The following is a 20,052-nucleotide window of genomic DNA, read 5'->3' as shown; positions in this document are numbered from 1 at the left end:
ATGAAACTTCTGTACACCCTAAATGAAAGACCGCCTCACGGCTTAACCTTCCTACTCGCATTACAGCACATGCTCGCCTCGATTGGTGGCATTGTAGCTGTTCCCCTCATTGTCGGTGCTTCTATCGGCCTACCTAACACAGAGATCGTCTCGCTGATCAATGCTGCGCTACTAGCGTCAGGTATTGTGACCGTCGCTCAATGCCTTGGTTTCGGCCCTGTCGGCATTCGACTACCCGTTGTGATGGGCTCAAGCTTTGCCTTTTTAGGTGTGGCGATTTCGATCGGTAACGAAGGTGGCGTCGCCGCGATCATGGGCTCGGCGTTGATCGGCTCGTTTGTCGTGATTGGTGCCAGCTTCTATATGGACAAGGTTCGGAAACTGTTCCCAACCGTGGTAAGTGGTGTTGTGGTTACCCTAATCGGCTTAACCATTTTACCGGTTGCCATGAATTGGGTCGGAGACTCGCCAGCCAATACGGAACAATTCGCTACACTACCAAAGCTGTTTCTAGCACTGGTCTCTTTGGGGATTGTGGTTGGCGTATCGGTTTACTGTAAAGGCGCGGTTGCCGCTTCGGCCATCGTGATTGGTTTAGCGGGCGGCTATATTGTGGCGCTATCGCTCGGCATGGTCGACCTTGAGCAAATCAGCTCTGCGGCTTGGGTGGGTGGTCCTGAACCTTTCAAGTACGGCTTTACCTTTTCTGCGAGTGCCATCATCAGTATGAGTTTGGTGTACATCGTGGTTATCGCCGAAGCAACGGGTGACTTCATGGCATTGGGTAACAACTGCCAAACCCAAGTCAGCGGTAAAGACTTAAAACGTGGTCTATTGGGCGATGGCCTTGGTAGTACCTTGTCTTCCATTTTAACGGCAATGCCACTGGCGTCATTCAGCCAAAACGTCGGTATTGTGGGTATTACAGGGGTAGCAAGTCGCTATGTAGTGGCTGCAACAGGCGGTTTACTAATTTTAGGCGGTTTATTCCCGAAATTAGCCGCAATTGCCGTCACGATTCCGAAACCTGTTCTAGGTGGTGTAGGTTTCGTGATGTTCGGTATGATTGCCTACGCGGGCATCCGCATGTTGATAAAAGCCGCAGATACCAAACGAAATGCCTTGGTAATCTGTGTCGGTTTGGCGTCTGGCTTGGCCGTAACTTTCGAACCAAGATTGCTGCAACACTTGCCGCATGATCTAGCGAACTTTCTTCATTCTGGCATTACCACAGGCACCATCATGACGGTTCTGCTAAACCTTGTGTTGCCGAAATCTTCACGAGCCGAAGAGCAAGAAGCGTTGGCCGAGAGCCAAGCGCAAGTTGAGCTAGAAATGAAAGAACAGGCTGAAGAAGAACTACACTCAGACGAGCAATTAGAGATTCAACAAGCAAGTACAGAAACAGATGTTCAAGCGGCATCAGAAAACCCTGAGCCCAAAGCGAATTAACTGATTCTCGAACTAACGTAAAACCAATTTTCACAGAATCAGGGAATGATTAAAACATTGAACGTTTTAACGCCCCTGATTCGAATTTATCTATCAACAGCAAATACCAATAAAGACCCTCTTCCCTGAAAAGGCTGAGATGGCTAAGGACTACTATGAATGGAAACCATCTGGATTAAGAATCCTCTCGCAAACTACACTGGCTCGCTGGCTGATGCAGAAGGCGGTATTGTCATTAAAGGTAATAAAATCATTGAGCTGGTTGGCAAACACAAAGAGCCAACTTTACCCGTAGATTACAGCGTCGACGCCTCTCGTCATGTTGTGACCCCGGGGCTTATCAATGCGCACCACCACTTCTATCAAACCCTAACGCGAGCCTACCCCGGCGCACTCAATAAAGAGCTCTTCCATTGGCTACAAAGCCTCTATCCTGTTTGGGCCAATCTCGACTCTGAGATGATGAGCCTTGCTACAGAGTTGGCGCTGGTCGAGTTAATGATGTCGGGCTGTACCACTGCGTCGGATCATCATTACTTGCTGCCAAACGGACTAGAACACGCCATCGATTTACAAGTCGAGGCGGCAGAGAAATTGGGCGTAAGAGCGATATTCACTCGCGGTTCCATGAGCCTTGGGGAAGATGAAGGTGGACTACCTCCACGACACACCATTCAAACCGAACAGACCATCATTGATGACAGCCAACGCTTGATTCGCGATTACCACCAGCGTGATGAAGGGGCGATGATCCAAATCGCGCTCGCGCCTTGTTCGCCATTCTCGGTCACTACAGACCTGATGAAAGAAACCGCCAAGATCAGCGAACGTGAAAACGTAATGATGCACACGCACTTATGTGAAACGCTCGATGAGGAGGACTTCTGTATCGAGAAGTTTGGCCTGCGCCCAGTTGATTACCTAGAAGATGTCGGTTGGCTGAATGAACGAACTTGGCTCGCTCATGGTATTCACTTCAATCCAGAAGAGATCAAGCGCTTGGGTAAAGCGGGAATTGGTATCAGCCACTGTCCGACGTCCAACATGATGCTGGCTTCTGGTATTTGTAAGAACAACGACCTTGAAGCAGCAGGCGTAAAAGTCGGACTGGGTGTGGATGGTTCGGCCTCCAATGACGGCTCAAATATGATTGCTGAAGTGCGCATGGCGATGTATCTACAGCGCCTGCAATATGGCTCTGCCAATGTTTCACACTTCGACGCACTGCGCTGGGCAACGTCAGGCTCTGCCGCCGCAATGGGTAGAACCGACATTGGTACGCTAGAGGTTGGCAAACAAGCCGACATCGCAATGTTCAAACTCGATGATATTCGTTTCTCTGGCAGCCACGATCCACTCGCTGCATTACTACTTTGTGGTGCTCAACAAGCGGATAAAGTGATGGTAGCCGGAAAATGGCGAGTTAATGATGGTGCCGTTATTGGCGTAGACATGGAGCAACTGATGCACCGTCACCACGCCGCTGCGATGAAACTTGGTAAGTTAGCGATGAATAACCATTAGTTGAAACACTTGCCCATCAAACACTGCAAGCCAAAGCGAGTGGCTTTGATGGGCAAACCTCCATAAACGTCCGCAATGATTCGAAAACACCCGCAAATCATCCCAAATCATCCCAAATCATCCCAAAAAAATGTAAACCTGATGCCTCTCAGTCTATTTATCAATCTATTTCCTAATTAATTTCGACTCAATATACCAAAAACATAAACCGCTAATAATTAAAGAAAACCTAATTTAACTCTATCTAATATAAGATTGACTAATAAAACATTCACTAATAAAAAATCACTCATAACCCCTTAGGTAAATATCAAATCACCCGTACATTATTTGGCACAGATCAAATTTAAAACGTTCGTTCTATTTATATATTCATCAAATTAATCAACAGATTTAGTAATAATACGAATAATGGCGATAATTATATTTTTATCACTTACCACCTTTATGAATAGAATGAAAACCTCTCGAGACCTTTCCATACCTAGCCTGACAAAAGAACCAAAACTAATGATTCAAATATCATTAAATTCAATAGATCAACAAACGATCAATATGAATCCAAATGTGTGACCTAAATAGAACTTTTCATTATAAATCTGCTATAGATTGGCCAAATCTTATAAAAACAAAAAACACATTAAAGAGGTTAGTTTTAAAGAACAAAAATAATCACAAAAATAACAATATTAAAATATTCAATAACCCTTCATAAATATTTAAAAATACCATCTAAATGGTAGGGGGATTATTGACTTTGCAAAAAGCTAATAACAAATCTAACAGGGCTAAATAATGAAAAAAATCACAAAAACACTCGTATTATCTTCGATTTCGATTGGGCTACTTTCCTCTTTTGCACTCACTTCTCAAGCAGCTCCAGTTCAAATCAACCAAGCGTCAGCTGAACAAAACATACCTCAAGTCACCTACGACACAATCATCGGTGAAAATGGGGTCTTTATCGATCTAGAGACTGACAACTTTATTCTTAAGCAACAAGAGTGGTATCAAATCCAAGCGTATGTCGAAGGCGCTTTAGCGCTGCCGGTGACAGAAGCCAGTATGAAATCTACTTTAAGTATTCCTAACGACATTCCTTTCTCTAATTTCCAAGCACTGGTTCAGCAATACTCAAATATTCACGATACCGCCTTCTATTGGAAAAAAGATCTTTATCCAAGCATCGTTGGCCTTTCATTAAGCTTGGCCAATTACGTCCAAATTAAAGACTACATGCTTAACCCGCTTAGCGATGCTTTGAATGAAATGCTGGCCAAAGCATTCTCGCCGCTCCCGGAAGATATCGAAGCGGTAGAACGCAATAGAAAGGTGGCGATCGCTTACCTGAAAAGCCTGCAGAGTTTTTCCATGAGATACCAACAAGAAGTGTCTGACGTTGGCGGTAACCTATTAGAATTTTCAGCTACATTAGATACACAAAAATTGCAGTTAGATGTATTAGAAAGCACTCACAACGGTTACCTAAGCGATGATGGCAGCGCGCTTCAACAACGAGTGAATGACATCAATGCACGTATCACTCAACTCAACAAAGACTACACTCACTATGTTACGGTCGCCTCTACCGCAGTAACTTATGCATGGTTCCCTCTGGTTGCAGGACCAATCATGGGTGTATACGGCGATAAAGCAGAAAAAGCGCGTAAGCTTCGTAACGAATTACAAAGTGAAGTAAAAGAGCTTCAAGACCAATTAACTTATACGCAGAAAATATATAACTCTTATCATCGCTCTTCAGAGAGTATCGATATGATTTCTCAACAAATAGAAAATGCGATTCCACATATTAATAAGCTGAAACTAAATTGGCAGAAAATGAATGCCGACTTTACTTCACTGCTCGTTGCCTTAGAACAAGCCCAGAATAATGCAGACATCATGAAAGACGACGCAATGCTAGGCGCAATAGGCGCTCTTGCCAATACAACGGTTGCAGAAAGTAACTGGAGTAATATTAGTGAGAAAGCAAAAGCGTTCGCAAACAATGCATATATCCAAGAAATGGAATAGTCCATAGACCTCTCGATCATATAAAAACACAAAAAATATAACGCAATAGCCAAAAATATATCCCTAACAGAAAGCCACACCTTATCAAAATTAAGGTGCTGGCTTCTGCTACCCAAAATTTGGCAAATACTAATTTCGACAGGACATCAATATGAGACTTCTACCTATTATTATTTCTCTTTCATTCTCTCCACAGGCTTTTTCTAGCGATTGGCTTGAACTGAACAATTTACCCAATTCAACCGAATACCCAACTTGGGTTCAATCGGCCTATTCCGATGTCGGCGTTCTATCTCGTTCCACATCCGATTTACACATCAACCTCAGTGATTGGATAGCAGAACAAAACCTTTACGTCACTCAACCCTCAAAAATCGTCGTTTTTGCAGATACCATTGAAATTCCAGAGAATTTCAACTTGCTTGTAAACAACCAAAACATCCTTATTTTTGCGCGAAAAATCGTTGGCCAAGGCACGCCGACGTTTGTGCTCGGACAGCAAGGCTCTGCAGCCTCAATTTCTGTGATTGCCGGCGAAATAGAAACACCCATTAATGTGCTCGCTTTCCAAAGCGATGGCAGCATTACACGAGACGCCCTAACAGGAAAAACTGGTGATGGCGAGTCCGTGGTATTGGCAGGAGAACACTACCGAAGAACGACCATTGACTCGAACATTACTGGGCAAATGAAACTGGCTACTGAACCTTTTACAGACATTGTTAATCGCTCGTTTGATATGGCAGCCAGCTTATACGATACCAACCCAAAGCTTAGCCTCGACCTCATCAACTGGATTGAACAGAGCTTGCGTTACTCAGGTTCAGTGGTTGAAGACGATCCGATTCTTTCCGACCTTTACCTACAAACGGTCGCGTTCAAGCAATTCATTAGCTTCAGCACCAAAGAGAGCAATTACGTTCCTTATCTCGACAAGGTGTTATATCAAGATAAATACGAAGCCTATTTGAACGCTATGATCGCGTATCAAACTCAATGGGACATTATTCAAGATAGAAACACGGTCATTGAAGACAAGATTGAAGCCGCCAAGTTAGCACTCGCCAACATCGAAGACGTTCTACGCGCTCAGAGTTCGATCATCACACAAACCCAATCCAACATAGACAAGATAGGCGATAGCCTGACCGAGGTCGATAGCCAATATAAAGCACAAGAACTGGTCACTCTCAGTTCAAGAACCACTTATTTAGTTGGTGTCGAGAATTGGAAAACCCAACAACAACTCAATGCGGCTCTAGCTATATTCAAAGCAATAGCCGAAATTGGAAGTGCCGTGAGTGGGGTATTCACAGGCAACCTTTCTGGTGTGAATGACCTAACCGAGCAATTGGCTAAAACACCTGAAGCATTAGAAAAAGCGAAAAACCTCGTCACCAATATCAAGTCCGTCACAGGCATTATTGATAGCGTGACCAAAACGATTTCTGGCATTTCTCAGTTAACCGCGGATATTAAATCAACCATCAAGCTCCAGAAGGTATCTGAAGCGATGGATGGCTTTAACTTCAACATCCCAACCATCAATGAAAGCAATCTGGCGTGGGATCTGATGATCACCGAGATCCGCAGCAACTTAAGATATGCCGATAGCTTAGGTATCAAAGGAGCAAGACAATACCTACTCGAACTCGAAAAGCAGGTTCTTCTGGGTAAGGCAATTAACATCACGCAGCTTAACTTTGCTCACGAGCAAGCGAAGTTGGTAGACCTCTTACTCACCAATAATGTGACTATCAATCAACAACAAAGATTGAACGATGCGATCGAGGGTTATCAAGTAGACACCGACAGCTTCGATTCGATTGAACGTGAACTATCACGAGTATTGATGCACTTCAAACGTCCGATGTTCGTTGCTTTGTCTAACTATGTTCAGGCGTACGAATATTGGGCATTGAAGCCAAGCGAAGTTACGCCTTCTCTGAATAAAAGCTACTTGGACTACCAATTTGATTTGGCTACTGTCGAAAGTGAGTATGTAAATGCTCTGTCTTCTTTCCAACCAGCACCACAAGATTTCACCATCGACAACTACACCATTTCTAGCCCCGAGCAACTAGAGAGCTTTGCAACAACCGGACAACTAAACTTCACCATTCCATTAGAACAAGTCCAATTGTGTTCGTTTGACCGCGTTAGGCTTTCCACGGTACGAGTGTTCTTAGAAGGGGAAAACTTACCTTATGGCAAGCAACTCAACTTACGAGTTTCCAGTTCGGGTAATTATTTAGACCGATATGAGAACAAGGACTATCAGTTCAGTTCTAACCCTGTTTCACGCGCGTTCTATTACCGCCTAGATGATCCAACCACCAACGATGTTAGCATCATCACCGATGGTGCCGTGGCGAATAAATTCGAATACGCCTACTTCCAACCCACTCCGTTTTCATCATGGAATGTCACGCTCAACAACTTTGATAAAACTGAGCAAACGAACAACCAGTACCTAAAAGATGTCGAACAAATTCGAGTCGAGTTCTTAGGTAGCGGTATCCCGAATGGCAATAGCTGCTCTAACTAACAAAGCGCTACTTTAATTAACCGAAGCGTTGCTTTAATCCAAGGAACCGAGGTTAAAGGGATAAGCCAGCAACAAAAAAGGCCGACATGATGTCGGCCTTGTTAACTTGACTAGATAGATCGAGTAATAACAACTCGGCACTGAACAGCGAGCCAGATTTCGAATTAGTTGTACGCTCGAGCAAGTATTCCCTGTCCCTGATATTCATACATTCCAGCATCGTTACTGATGAACACTGACTCACCTGAACTCAGCATTAACTTGTGCTCTTTAGTTGAAATCGTTACCTCACCACCGATACAAAATAAAATCTCTGCGCTCCGTAGATACTGTTGGCTGATCTCTTCGCTCACTGACAAGATGTCGAAGCCGAAATCATCAACAGGTATAGGGAAGCTCAACTTGTCTTCTTTCTCGATAGGTTTCAGTTTGATGCCTTCGATATCCGTCGTTTCAAAACACGTATTATCAATCAATTCAGGTACATCGATAAACTTAGGAGTGAGACCTGCACGTAACACATTATCTGAGTTCGCCATAATCTCTAGCCCAGTGCCTTCGATATAAGCATGCGGGGTTTCGGCATGCAAAAACATTGCTTCGCCCGGTGCAAGCTCGATTGTGTTCAACATGAGTGGCGAAAACAAACCAATATCATCGACATAATGCTGTTCAAAGCCTTTGCTGTACTGTAATGCTTCACGCCCCATAGCAGTCTTCGGTCTACGTTCATAAGCTGAATACAACTGCTCTAACGCTAACTTTTTTCGCTCACCTTCAAGTGTCATCACCGAGGTAAAAAACACTTTCAAGCCTTCGCTGTTGGGATTAATTGCTAGTGCTGATATTTCAATATCCAGTGCGCTAATTTCTGCTTCTTTAAACAGCTCTATAATTTGCTGAATAGGCCTAAAACCATTCATAGCTTTGTAGAAAGTCAGCGCATAAACCAGCTCAGGTTTATGGTTAGGATCTTTGTAGTTTCGATTCGATGCATCCAAACTAATGCCTCGCTTATTCTCTCGTTCAAAACCAAGCTGGGCCTTTTTCTTACTTGGGTGTACTTGTATCGATAGAGGGGTTTCTGCCGCAAGAACTTTAAACAAATAAGGTAGCTCGCCGAACCTTGCTTCCGTGTATTCCCCAAACATTCCCTTGCTGTCTTGGCTTAAAACCTCCGATAGCAACTGGCCTGTATCAGCAACTCTTGAGCAGCCTCTAGGGTGAGCCCCCATCCAAATCTCAGCTTGAGGCTCGGCGTTAGGGTTTTGAATATCAAACAGTTCAGAAATAGACTGCTTGCTTCCCCACGGGTAATGTTGAATAACATTATCTAATTTAAATAAAGACATAGATATTTCTTTGTATCACTTGCAAGTAATCAAACATAGTCAACTACTTAGTATTAATCATTGACGCGCCCAGCTTGAGGGTAGCCGCGATATTTCTAGACGTTCGAGTCACGTTCATACTCGCCTCTTGAAGCACTTGTTCAAGACTTTGCGGTGAGCGAACTGAGGCAAAAGCACTGTCGATTGTGGCGTATAAATCATCGATTTCAGAACCTAAAGAACCTGCAATTCCAATCACTGGAATCGACTTCGCCTTAGCTCGCTTAGCAATGCCAAATGGCGTTTTACCTTGCAGGGTTTGGTTATCCATTTGACCTTCGCCCGTAATCACCAGATCTGCCTGTTCTAGAACCTTATCTGCGTATAACGCATCTAAAATCATCTCAATTCCAGGCTTAATTTGAACATCAAATAACAAGGAGACACCCAAAGGGGTCCCACCCGCCGCTCCGAACCCAGCGCTAGAACAACGGTCGACACCAGTTATTGAGTAAGCAACGTTGGCAAAATTAGATAAACAACGCTCTAATTCAGCAATCAAACTTGAAGACGCTCCTTTTTGAGGACCAAACACCTCACTAGCTCCATTAACCCCAACAAGTGGGTTCGCAACATCGCATGCCACTATGAATTCCACTTGCTTACAACGGGGGTGAACACCAGACAAATCGATGCGGGCAAGATTAGAAAGCGCAGCACCGCCTTTCGGTAATTCGTTACCTTCGCGATCCAGTAGCTTTCCACCTAAGGCCTGTACGATACCAGCCCCACCATCGTTGGTTGCACTACCACCTAGGCCAAGCATTATTTTGCTCACCCCTAGATCTAATGCTTCACATATTAGCTCGCCAGTACCATAGGTAGTGGTCACTGCAGGGTTACGTTGAGAAACATCGAGCAGATCTAAGCCTGATGCCGCCGCCACTTCAATTAAGGCAGTACTGCCGTCATCAAGTAGCGCCCATTGAGCCGTCACACCACAGTCGAGTGAATCTAACTTTAGCGGCCCGGTCACAGGCGAAAGTCGTATCTCGCCCTCTAAACCTTGCATTAATATGTCAACCGTTCCCTCACCACCGTCGGCGAGAGGAAGGTGTACGTATTCAGCTTGTGGAAATACTTGAACAAAACCTTGTTCAATGCATTCACAGACCTGCTTAGCTGTCAGTGACTCTTTAAATGAGTCAGGAGCAATCACTATTTTCATCGAAGATATTCACTCTAAAGCAGTAAGAACAAAAACGCTGATATGACCAGACCAATACCCAGAACTACTGGGTAGGCGATTTGACTAATGTCCTTCGCCATTTCCGGCTCTTCTTGCTTCTGAGACTCAGAGTCTGACTTTGCTTCACTGTGAGTATTGCTCGCGTCTTGAGAACAGTCGTCTTCTGAACCGAGCAACTTCATAATCTGTTGAGTCGAATTCGCGGCTAGTAACTCATCTCTGAAATCATCATCAACAAGAGAGGAGGTTAACGTAGTCAGTACTTCCATATGCGTTGAGCCAGCCTCAGCTGGCGGTATGGCAATCAAGAAGACCATATTTACTGGCTCATCACCATCAATGCCTTGCCACATCAACTCGTCTTTCACAAAAGCACAAGCAAAAGTAGGTTCAATAACCGCAGTGGACTTACCATGAGGCACTGCTAAATACTCACCGAGCGCAGTTGGGCCCTCGCTCTCTCGAAGCATTACTGCATCTAAAAACTGTTGTTTATTGGTTAACTTACCTGCTTGGTCAATTTTATCAGTCAGTGCTTCAATCGCTGCAAATCAATCGTCAAATACCGCATCTAATAGAATCAAGTTTTCAGATGTTAGGTTAGATAGTTTCATGCGCTATTCCTTATGACTCTTTAGCCAAACAAATTGATACGGTTTCAATGTAAAGGCACTTGCTAACTGTTCACGACTAATCAAGTCATAGCCACCAGCATCAAGGCGAATCTCTTGCGGCGCCTCACTTAAGTTCAAAGCAAAACGAATGGATTCATCTCCTTCGCCGCGCTGTAATGCAAACACCTTGTCACCGAGTGACAGAACTTTTTGGCTCGCAAGTGGGGAAAATGCAGGTTGAGTTTTCCGCAACCTCACCAGCTCAACCATCTGACTGTAAACTTGTTGGCGCAGTGAACCAGCTTCTGCTAACTCCGCCTCCAACTCATCTAAATCGAACTTCTCACGATTGATTCTGCGGTTAATACCCGATTCAACCATTCCGTTAATATCATTCTCACTACCCAATAAACTGTGATAGTAAATGGCAGGCACACCAATAAATGAAAGCAAGATAGATTGAGCCGCCAAGAATTTTCTCGCTTTGTCATCATCACTATCGGAAGCTTCAGTTAACGCACTTAAATAATTGATATTCAACTCATAAGGAGACTGAGAGCCATCACTATTGTTTTTATAGTTTACGCGGCCACCTTTACGCTCAACCTGTTCACACATCAACAAGCGATCTTCGTTGTTCAGAATCCCTTCCGTTGGGCGAACACCGACACCGTCATGACTCGCAAGGAAGTTAAAGTAAGTTGTCTTATTCCCTTGCTGCAGTGAGGCCATGGCTTCTTCGGTTAGGCCTTTCGCCCATTCGGTCAATACAGAGCTGTTTTGACTCATGAAAGCATGCAGAGTCAAAGGAGGAAGCGGAAATTGGTACACCATGTGCGCTTCATTGCCTTGCCCAAAGTAAGAAATATTTTCTTTGTGTGGCACATTCGTTTCAGTGATCAATAACGCGCCGGGAACCGTCTCATCAAAGATGATTCGCCATAGCTGGATAATCTGATGCGCTTCCGGCAAATGAATACACGTGGTATTTAACACTTTCCAAATAAAGCCAATGGCATCTAGGCGTATTGAACGGCCACCGTTTGCTGCATACATCAATAAAATATCGATACTTTCTAGCAACACTTTCGGGCTGCGGAAGTTAATGTCAATTTGGTCTTCAGAGAAGGTAGTCCACACATGAGATGTCTCACCCGAAGCCTTACTAAACGGTATCAGGAGCGGTAAAGCGCGGGGGCGCGTAACACTCGAGTAGTCCAGGCTTGGGTCAGACTCAACAAAGTAATCTTGGTATTGCACATCGCCCGCTAGGTAACTTTGAAACCAATCACTGCTTTTTGAGATGTGATTGATCACGCAGTCGTACATCAAATCAAAGTTATCAGACAAGGCATTGAGGTGTTCCCAGTCGCCCAATTTCTCATCAACTTTTCGATAATCAACCACACTAAAGCCGTCATCAGAGGTGTACGGAAACATAGGTAGAATATGGATGTTGCTGATTGAGTCTTTTAAATACTTATCAGCAAAAACCTTCATGCTACTCAACGTTTTTTCATCGTTACGAGCAAAGCTGTCACCGTAAGTAATCAAGTAAGATGTATGTTCATTCACCCACGGTGCGTATTGCGGAGCGCTTGGTTTCCATTTCTCAATTAAGACTAAGATCTCTTTAGTAATTGAATTTGCATGCTCTTTGCCATAAATATCAGCAACTTTATTGAAAATCATTTGTTCAATCATAATCTTAATCCTTATCGAGCAACGTTAAACGTTACGCGTAAATCAATACTGTTGTTAGGCTTAACAACACAGCTCTTTTCACCAGCATCGATTCCAGAGCCTGTGTACACTTTTGGCTGCTCTCGGTAATCCACCAACTCTATTTGTTTGAATTGTCCAAACGCATTTAAATCGAGGTCGACTTCCGAATCCGTAGGATTAAATAACCGGATAATCACCGCATCTTTTTTATAAAAGGAGTGACCAATACTCGATAACTCTAATGCTTGAGTCATCGACAATAGGCTAAACGAGGCCAAACGGTCACGTGCGTCGAACCGCACTTGGAAACGCTCTAATCGATTCTCAAAACTGTTCAGTGTTTGTTTTTGGTAGCTAAACGGCACATCGAGATATTGACACTCTAACTTACGCACCGTGCTGTGGTGCGCATCTTCAGTAAGAGCGAGAGCAAAACTAAATTGCATGGATTTTTGTAATTGAGCATCCGGTGTATGAACAACCGTATTATTGATGCCAGAAGCTCGGCCCGGTCGCCACGCTAGATCATCTTTTCCAAGTACACCCGTTGATTTAAATAGAGTGAGCGCAATCTTGTCTGAGTGCTCTCCTTTGATAACTTGGAACTCTTTAAGGCCGCTGCCATTAATGACTAGCGCTTTGTTTTCGTCGGCTAGTGCTACGGCACCATCAGTGGTTTCTACATCAATTGGGCACTCACGGAAGCTTTTCTCCCAACCAGAAGTCGATGGTTCGACAGGTCGCTCCATCAAAGCAAATGGCTGAGTGCTGATCGAAGTGTTGGTTTGAACATCAGAGTTAACCAAGACACGCACTCGATGATCTTTTGCTTGGTTAACCGTGACAATGCTTACAACAAGTTGCTGGTTATCTTTGCAAAGCGTTAACCTCACATCAAATACCGCTTGATGATCATTTTGATTCGCAACGCGGGCATCAAGATCAACAGGGATGTCTAATGTTGCTCGTACCGTCATCACTTGTTCGGTGTTACCAATCTGCGTCTCAATGAGTTCAATCGTTTGGTTATAAAGTGGTGTATCACCTCTTAGCGGCGAGAAATCATAAGAGTCACCGTCGTCCGCCTGCTCCTCAAACGTGAGAAGTTGAGGAATAACGCGGTTGGTATTTTTGTCGACTAATTGAAGTTGACTCCCCTCACACGTCAACATAAGAGAACCGTTCTCTATCGACGTTTGATCTCGTACTTCAACTTTGCGGTTGCTTTGATTGCTTCCTTGAACCTCAAATACCTGATATCCCATAGCAGGTAAATCATTCACCGAAATGTTTAACTCAAAACGGTAGTAAGGCGGCACGGATACTTCTTTCTCACCATCTTTAGTGACCTCAATGACCTTGCCACCATCTAAAGTTTCACGTTTGATCACTTCGATTGCGTACTCTTGTTCACCATCGGTAATGGCGATGTTCTCATGCGAACTGAATACAACCGTTTTAACGAACCCCGTGTATGGTTGAAGTTGTCCGTTGAACAACATCAACTCGTCATCGTGACAACTGCTCGCAATCTCTTTGATCACTAAGTTATATAAGCCGTGACAGATTTCTTGAGCCTGTTTGAGGCGGTGCATGATATCGGCGTTAGTCGCATCACTGTTACAACCACCAATGCTATCGTGCGCGTGGCATTCAAGAATCTTCTTCCACGCGATATCAATCAGCTCTGTGTGTACCGTGATGCCTTGCGCTTTAGCTATAGCAACAACCACTTCAAGCTTCTTAATTAGGAACTGCTCAATATCAAAGTTAAGCTTCTTGATGTCGTATCGAACGGATCCAATCGTCTTGTGAATTCGAGCATAGCGCGGGGCTTTAAATTCACCGTCGTAAGTTTCGAAACTATCACTGTTAGCTCGCAGTACATCGACGAATGCTTCCATCGATGAAATTGCGTACACGTCTTTTTCTGGAGAGCGCTGCGTTGCTGCCTGTAACGTTTTTGGAAGTTCAGGATCAATATTGACTTGGTCACCACCCGATGGGATCAGCACTTCATTCAAACCAGAAAGTGATTTAATTTTCTCAACCATTGGGAAGATTTTTTTGTCTAAATGCTCCGATGTTGCAACCATATTCTTCGCAGCACCATAACCATGTACCAAGTTATAAGCATAAATTTCATCGCCACCAGCCGAGCGCCAGTTAAAGTTCGAACGATTTACTTGTTGGTCGTAGTCAATGCCTCGCCAAAAGATGATGTTATCAATACCGATGCCTTTAAATAACGTTGGCATTTGCGCGTTGTGTCCAAAGGTATCAGGCAAGTAGCCAACCTTCATGCTGTGCCCTAAGCTTTCGGCAATGTGCATTCCGTATTTCAGATTACGGATAATCGATTCACCAGCGACGTTGTAAGTATCCGTTTGGGTATACCAAGGACCGATGAATAGTTTCTTATCCACGACCAACTGTGCCAAGCGCTCACGCATGTGTGGTAGGACTTTAAGGTAATCCTCAACAATTGAAGACTGACCATCTAGGTGATAACAGCTGTATTCTGGCTGATCTTCTAGCGTTTCAATCACTTTAGTAAAGTTGTATGCAGCTAAGACGTCACTGTCTTGTTGAGTAAAATACCACTCACGATCCCAGTGTGTATGCGGAATTACATGAATTTTAGTCATTGATTTATCTCGACTTGTCTTAATTTGAATAAAGGAGAAGTACTTACTCCCCCTCTTTAATTTTGAATAATGAAGCTACCTACTTAGGCATTGCTCGGCTGAGGTTTAGTACACAGCAAGAGTGCTATCGCTATAAACCCTGAACCAACGAACACAGATAATGTGTAGCTAATTGGGTCTGAAGACAGGAACCACCCCCAAACAGCGGGTAGAGGCAAGCTTTGGAAGACATTAAGAACCACAGCTAATTGAGTACCTATAACTGAGCCAAGGATCATGATTGGAATCATCTTAGGATTCTTAAGAATGAACGGAATTGCACCTTCTGAAATACCGATCATGCCAAGCATTAAAGAGGTTTTACCTACGGTTTGTTCTTCTGGAGTAAACACACGTTTGCGGAATTTTCCATCTAACATCGCCGCTAAGCCAACTCCGATAGGTGGAATCACGATACCCAGTTCACGCGCTATTAGGTCAAAGCCTTCACTCATACCATTGAGGCCTAGTGCAACCGAACCAGCAGCTTTGTTTATCGGACCACCTAAATCAAATGCCGTTCCGGCAGCTATCACCATTGAGTAGATACCTCGGCCTGCGTCACCAGCTTCAGTAAAGAAATGGACCATTGCGAGATTAAGTGCACCAAAGAATGGGTTAATCGCGTACTCCATCGTTAACACCATGACCACGCCCGTCACTGCAGGCACTAACAGCATAGTTTTCAACGTTGTAAGATCGGTTCTTACCCGAATAACATCATTTAGATAGCGAACCAAATAGCCGACGATGAAGCCAATCGCTATCGCGCCAAAGAAGCCCGAGGGAGCCCAACCTTCCAAGTCGAAAAATCGTTTGTACGGCTCGTCTGTCATCAAACCGCCAATGAAGGCAGGAATCAGGGCTGGTTTACCCGCAATCGAATAGGCTAAGTAACCAGCAAAAATTGGGTACATAAACTTGATCGTCATAAAACCAAGCTTATCCAGTGTCTCAATTGGCGTACCCGAGATATCAACAAACTCGCCAGTAATTTTCGCCACGGCCATCAGCAAGCCACCCAATACCACCACAGGTAACATGTAGCTGATACCTGTCATAATGTGGCCTATCGCAACTTGGTAAGCCGATCGTTTCTCATCATGAATCTCAACGTCCGCATCCGATTTCTCTTTACCACGTAAGAAAACGGTAGGAAGTAAATCGTCGACACGCTTAATGAGCTCTTGAGTACGAACTTGAAGTGGGTTCGCATTGTCGAAACGCTCCATATCCATAATTGGCACATCTACCGCTAATACAACACCGTCGGCAGTGGCGATATCATGCGCCGTTAGCTTGTTCTTAACACCATCGCTACCTTGAGTTTCAACCTTAACTTCATAGCCTTGCTTCTCAGCCCAACTCTGAATTTTTTTAGCTGCCATGAAAGTATGTGCAATGCCTGTAGGGCAGGCGGTCACTGCAACCAGTTTTTTCTTAGCCATGGTTTAGTACCTTGTAATTATCAACTGCAGCCAGTATATGAAGCTGGAATGTATGACGACACAGTTTCGTGGTACAAGTGACGTATCACGATACATCTGTGATTGAAGTCATGGTATTTTTCTCGTTTTCCCGCGTAATATTGATAGCCTATTCAATAATAGCTGAGAGCAATGAACACATTTCAAGGTATAGAACGTGCGATTTATGAATACTTGATCAGCCACGCCAGTGAACTTCAAGATATTTCCGCCAAAACCATTGCAAATAAAGCCTTAACGACCACAACTTCGGTAAACCGTGTCTGTAAAAAGATGGGTTACGCAAGCTATACGGCGCTACGTTACAAGTTAGCAAGCGAGCTAAGACAACAAGTAACTGAACCGTCGAATGAAACGAACCTGCAACAGATTATTGGTGTAGCCAATACACTCAAGTCGTCACCAGTGGTGTATTTATACTCACGTGGCGCGTCCATCGTGAGTGTTAGCTATCTTTCTCGATTTCTATCGTTAGCAAATGTGCCTCACCTGGTGATCACAGACATCCATCAACTGACTCGCGCAGAGCTCGGTACCCTGCTGCTTATCAGTAAATCTGGCGAGACTAACGCTGTGATTGAAATGGCACAAAATGCAAAACGAAAAGGGCTCAAGGTACTAGGGATAAGCCACAATGGATCAACTCTCGACCAAGTTTGTCACTTAAACGTCGCGTTGGAGGAGCAGGTAGATGGTATTTCTTTGTATGGCAGGGAGTCTCAGATACACACATTGCAAATCATCGACCAAATAGGTAAAGAACTGCTGACTTTTTAATATCAATCTTTCAGTTCTCTCAAACAAAAAAAGAGCAGCTCAATGGCTGCTCTTTTGGATTCCACACATACCCAAGAATCGACATATGCTATGGGCATTGTTTGTTCAAGGGCATAGCTTGTTCTAGAACGGGCTAAATTAAAGGTTCATGACAAACCCTAGACGCACCGCATAGTCGTTTTCTCGATTACCATTAGAGTCCACGTAAGTTTCATCGACAGAGACAAGCTCCATGTATGGTGTCCAAGTTTCATTAATCTGGTAGTTAACCATTATTGTGTGTTCCCAATAATCGTCACGCCCCGTCCCTTGATCGACACCGTCTTGATAACGATAACGAGGGTTATACATTAAACCTACGTCACCAAAGCTTTTTGATAGCCAGATATCAAACTGATTAGAGGCGCCACGAGTCGTGCCGCTGCCATCTAAATAGTCTTTACCATTCGCATCGTTAGACCAGTTGTAACGGTAACGACCAGTTAAAGACACGCCATTTTCGAAGCTTGTTCCCAACTTTAGATAAGGGCGATATTCCGTCCAATTTGGAGCGGTGACCGTCACCAGACCAGGGGCCCAATACCACTGATCATTAATTTGGAATTTGTAAGTTGCTTCAAATTCTTGAGCGGCTGCTTTTAGACCATTTTTATCTTCATCGTTTGAATCATTACCGGCAAAGTAACCATCATTATGTATCTGAGCAGCCTCCGCACTAAAGTAGAAACCTGTATCAAAAGTATGCATGAATTTGACACGGCTATCACGAATATCAGATGCCGTGTTATGACCAAAACGCACATCTAACTTGGTTTCTCCGGCAAAAGTGGGCATTGAAGAAAGGGCAATAAGAGTAGAACAAAGTAGGACTTGGGTTTTCATTTTCAACCTTTATATTTTATTAGAGGGACGAGCTTTTACGTCGCCGCCACTATAAAACTGAGGTATTCAATGAGTAAAAAGTATTGTGGTACATTCGATGTATCACGGTTCAACTTGAAGATTGGTCACATTCAAAACCAGTATCCAAACGGGCTTTAGCCGTAAACCGTGAGCAATTTTTTCGAATAATAGATAATAGAACAAACTAGAACGTAGCCACCTGTCAGTTCTGAGTAAGCAAAACCGACAGGTAACATTGAACGTTAAATGATCCTAATCCATCAAGCTCTTAGACTTAATCGCTTTCTTAGAAAGCTCTTTGGCAAAGGCTTTGATATCGGCTTCAAACTCATCGACGCTTTGGCGGATTTCATCCAGTTGAACCGTCTGCATCACGCGGTTTTCCATTACGATTTGACCGTTAACGATAGTGGTGTCGATATTGCTTGGGTTCGCTTGGTAAACCAATGTCGCGTATGGGTCATAGCTTGGCATCATGTTCGCTGATTGTGTCTCTACAATCACGATATCTGCTTTCTTTCCAACTTCAAGAGAACCGATTTGATCTTCCATGTGCAAAGCTTTCGCACCGCCTAATGTCGCCATCTCAATCACTTGCTCAGGGATCATGATGGTGCGATCGGAATGCTTTAAGCGTTGCATGTTCGCTGCGTAACTTAGGGTACGCATGATATCAACTTGGTTTGAGCTCATTGGGCCATCGGTTCCCAAACCAATACGCATATCAGCTCGGTACATTTCCCACGCAGGAGCTATTCCTGTCGCACCTTTGGCATTCGCCATTGGATTGTATGAGATACCCGCATCAGCCTGTTTCAATAGCTTTTGGTCGTTCTCTGAAAGGTGGATACCGTGAGCAATCACTACACGCTCATCGAGCACACCGATTTCATCCATGTATTCGACCGGTGACGTGGCGTTGGTTTCATCTTTGATACGCTTTTCTTCATTCGGAAATTCAGCAACGTGAATCAGCACTGGCACATCGTATTGAGCCGATAGCTTATTAATTTCTTGAAGCTTATCTTTACTCACGGTGTACACCGCATGTGGCGCATACGCCGGCGTGATTAGCTCATCGTTTTTGTACTGCTCGATAAAGCCTTTAGCATACTCAATCCCACCGTAAGGTTCTTTGGCATCAACCACCGGGAACTTAATCACGGTTTCGCCCAACACGGCGCGCAAGCCAACTTCTTTGGTCGCCTTCGCCATCTCATCCATGTGGTAATACATATCGGCATAAGTGGTCACGCCGCTTTGTGCCAGTTCGATGCTGCCTAGCTTAGTCGCGTTGTAAATCAGTTCACGGCTTAACTTTTCGGCTTCTAGAGGGAAGAAGTAAGCAAACAGACGATTCGAGATGCCCTCTTCCCCTAGGCCACGAAACGCGATCATAGGTAAATGGTTGTGAGCATTGACCATGCCCGGCATGACGATTCCATCTTGAGCATCAATCACTTTTTCTGCGCGATATTGAGTCATTAAATCCTCGTTACCGACTGCGATGATCTGGTCGTTTTTCACCACTACAACGCCATCTTCAATCACATCCATTTTTGAATTGATCGTGAGAACCTGTCCGTTGGTGATGATCAGATCGGCGTTGTATGTTTGAGTTGCAACCGTCGAACCACAGCCTGCCAGTAGAACTGCGCTGATGGTGCATGCCAAGCTTTTAAGCGTCATTGCTAAACCTTAATGTTGTGCGTGTAATACCG

Annotated in this window: 12 protein-coding genes and 1 pseudogene; 5 read left to right on the top strand and 8 right to left on the bottom strand. The window is 44.2% G+C overall.

The window, feature by feature from the left end:
* From AC3CHU_RS19550 to AC3CHU_RS19535, 4 genes are all read left to right on the top strand, one after another.
* Positions 1–1,452 (top strand): nucleobase:cation symporter-2 family protein, encoded by a 1,452-nt coding sequence (locus AC3CHU_RS19550; RefSeq protein ID WP_248392599.1) that lies wholly within the window; start codon positions 1–3, stop codon positions 1,450–1,452.
* A gap of 159 nt (positions 1,453–1,611) precedes the next feature.
* Entirely contained in the window at positions 1,612–2,976 is a 1,365-nt protein-coding gene (locus AC3CHU_RS19545; protein ID WP_488526241.1) for an 8-oxoguanine deaminase, read from the top strand.
* Positions 2,977–3,771: 795 nt separating this feature from the next.
* The gene (locus tag AC3CHU_RS19540) at positions 3,772–5,010 is read left to right on the top strand and encodes an alpha-xenorhabdolysin family binary toxin subunit A (protein WP_488526240.1); all 1,239 of its coding nucleotides are present in this window, start codon (positions 3,772–3,774) and stop codon (positions 5,008–5,010) included.
* Between the two features lie 151 nt (positions 5,011–5,161).
* Positions 5,162–7,558 carry a hypothetical protein gene (locus tag AC3CHU_RS19535; RefSeq protein WP_488526239.1) on the top strand — a complete coding sequence of 799 codons (2,397 nt, stop codon included), beginning with the start codon at positions 5,162–5,164 and terminating at the stop codon, positions 7,556–7,558.
* Positions 7,559–7,722: 164 nt separating this feature from the next.
* On the opposite strand, the gene manA is transcribed toward AC3CHU_RS19535, so the two are convergent.
* The 6 genes and pseudogenes from manA to AC3CHU_RS19505 form a co-directional block, all read right to left on the bottom strand.
* Positions 7,723–8,910 carry a mannose-6-phosphate isomerase, class I gene (manA, locus tag AC3CHU_RS19530; protein WP_171307342.1) on the bottom strand — a complete coding sequence of 396 codons (1,188 nt, stop codon included), beginning with the start codon at positions 8,908–8,910 and terminating at the stop codon, positions 7,723–7,725.
* Positions 8,911–8,953: 43 nt separating this feature from the next.
* A complete protein-coding gene (locus tag AC3CHU_RS19525; RefSeq protein WP_488526238.1) occupies positions 8,954–10,117 on the bottom strand; it encodes a glycerate kinase in 1,164 nt (387 codons plus the stop codon).
* 14 nt (positions 10,118–10,131) lie between these two features.
* Positions 10,132–10,752 (bottom strand): annotated as a pseudogene (locus tag AC3CHU_RS19520) (fructose PTS transporter subunit IIA).
* Between the two features lie 3 nt (positions 10,753–10,755).
* The gene (locus AC3CHU_RS19515; RefSeq protein ID WP_488526237.1) at positions 10,756–12,456 is read right to left on the bottom strand and encodes an alpha-amylase family glycosyl hydrolase; all 1,701 of its coding nucleotides are present in this window, start codon (positions 12,454–12,456) and stop codon (positions 10,756–10,758) included.
* Between the two features lie 11 nt (positions 12,457–12,467).
* Positions 12,468–15,125 (bottom strand): glycoside hydrolase family 38 N-terminal domain-containing protein, encoded by a 2,658-nt coding sequence (locus AC3CHU_RS19510; protein ID WP_488526236.1) that lies wholly within the window; start codon positions 15,123–15,125, stop codon positions 12,468–12,470.
* A gap of 83 nt (positions 15,126–15,208) precedes the next feature.
* Positions 15,209–16,612, bottom strand: a complete 1,404-nt coding sequence (locus AC3CHU_RS19505) for a PTS fructose transporter subunit IIC (protein ID WP_048658931.1) — start codon at positions 16,610–16,612, stop codon at positions 15,209–15,211.
* Between the two features lie 171 nt (positions 16,613–16,783).
* Between AC3CHU_RS19505 and AC3CHU_RS19500 the strand changes: the two genes are divergently transcribed.
* On the top strand, positions 16,784–17,428 hold the full coding sequence (locus AC3CHU_RS19500; RefSeq protein ID WP_171307347.1) for a MurR/RpiR family transcriptional regulator: 645 nt from the start codon (positions 16,784–16,786) through the stop codon (positions 17,426–17,428).
* Positions 17,429–17,566: 138 nt separating this feature from the next.
* Here AC3CHU_RS19500 and AC3CHU_RS19495 read toward each other — a convergent pair whose 3' ends face one another.
* Together AC3CHU_RS19495 and AC3CHU_RS19490 are read right to left on the bottom strand one after the other, a co-directional pair.
* Positions 17,567–18,310: an oligogalacturonate-specific porin KdgM family protein gene (locus tag AC3CHU_RS19495; RefSeq protein ID WP_171307348.1), complete on the bottom strand. Its 744-nt coding sequence runs from the start codon at positions 18,308–18,310 to the stop codon at positions 17,567–17,569.
* 273 nt (positions 18,311–18,583) lie between these two features.
* Positions 18,584–20,020, bottom strand: a complete 1,437-nt coding sequence (locus AC3CHU_RS19490; protein ID WP_488526235.1) for an amidohydrolase — start codon at positions 20,018–20,020, stop codon at positions 18,584–18,586.
* Positions 20,021–20,052 lie beyond the last annotated feature (32 nt).

This window comes from Vibrio sp. QJM3NY_39, from assembly GCF_057785895.1.
The sequence above is the reverse complement of the archived record's forward strand: the minus strand, read 5'-3'. Positions and strand labels throughout refer to the sequence as shown.

Bases quoted from the DNA above. Each gene is read 5' to 3' on its own strand.
- AC3CHU_RS19550 (WP_248392599.1), top strand. From the start codon at position 1: ATGAAACTTCTGTACACCCTAAATGAAAGACCGCCTCACGGCTTAACC.
- AC3CHU_RS19545 (WP_488526241.1), top strand. From the start codon at position 1,612: ATGGAAACCATCTGGATTAAGAATCCTCTCGCAAACTACACTGGCTCG.
- AC3CHU_RS19540 (WP_488526240.1), top strand. From the start codon at position 3,772: ATGAAAAAAATCACAAAAACACTCGTATTATCTTCGATTTCGATTGGG.
- AC3CHU_RS19535 (WP_488526239.1), top strand. From the start codon at position 5,162: ATGAGACTTCTACCTATTATTATTTCTCTTTCATTCTCTCCACAGGCT.
- manA (WP_171307342.1), bottom strand. From the start codon at position 8,910: ATGTCTTTATTTAAATTAGATAATGTTATTCAACATTACCCGTGGGGA.
- AC3CHU_RS19525 (WP_488526238.1), bottom strand. From the start codon at position 10,117: ATGAAAATAGTGATTGCTCCTGACTCATTTAAAGAGTCACTGACAGCT.
- AC3CHU_RS19515 (WP_488526237.1), bottom strand. From the start codon at position 12,456: ATGATTGAACAAATGATTTTCAATAAAGTTGCTGATATTTATGGCAAA.
- AC3CHU_RS19510 (WP_488526236.1), bottom strand. From the start codon at position 15,125: ATGACTAAAATTCATGTAATTCCGCATACACACTGGGATCGTGAGTGG.
- AC3CHU_RS19505 (WP_048658931.1), bottom strand. From the start codon at position 16,612: ATGGCTAAGAAAAAACTGGTTGCAGTGACCGCCTGCCCTACAGGCATT.
- AC3CHU_RS19500 (WP_171307347.1), top strand. From the start codon at position 16,784: ATGAACACATTTCAAGGTATAGAACGTGCGATTTATGAATACTTGATC.
- AC3CHU_RS19495 (WP_171307348.1), bottom strand. From the start codon at position 18,310: ATGAAAACCCAAGTCCTACTTTGTTCTACTCTTATTGCCCTTTCTTCA.
- AC3CHU_RS19490 (WP_488526235.1), bottom strand. From the start codon at position 20,020: ATGACGCTTAAAAGCTTGGCATGCACCATCAGCGCAGTTCTACTGGCA.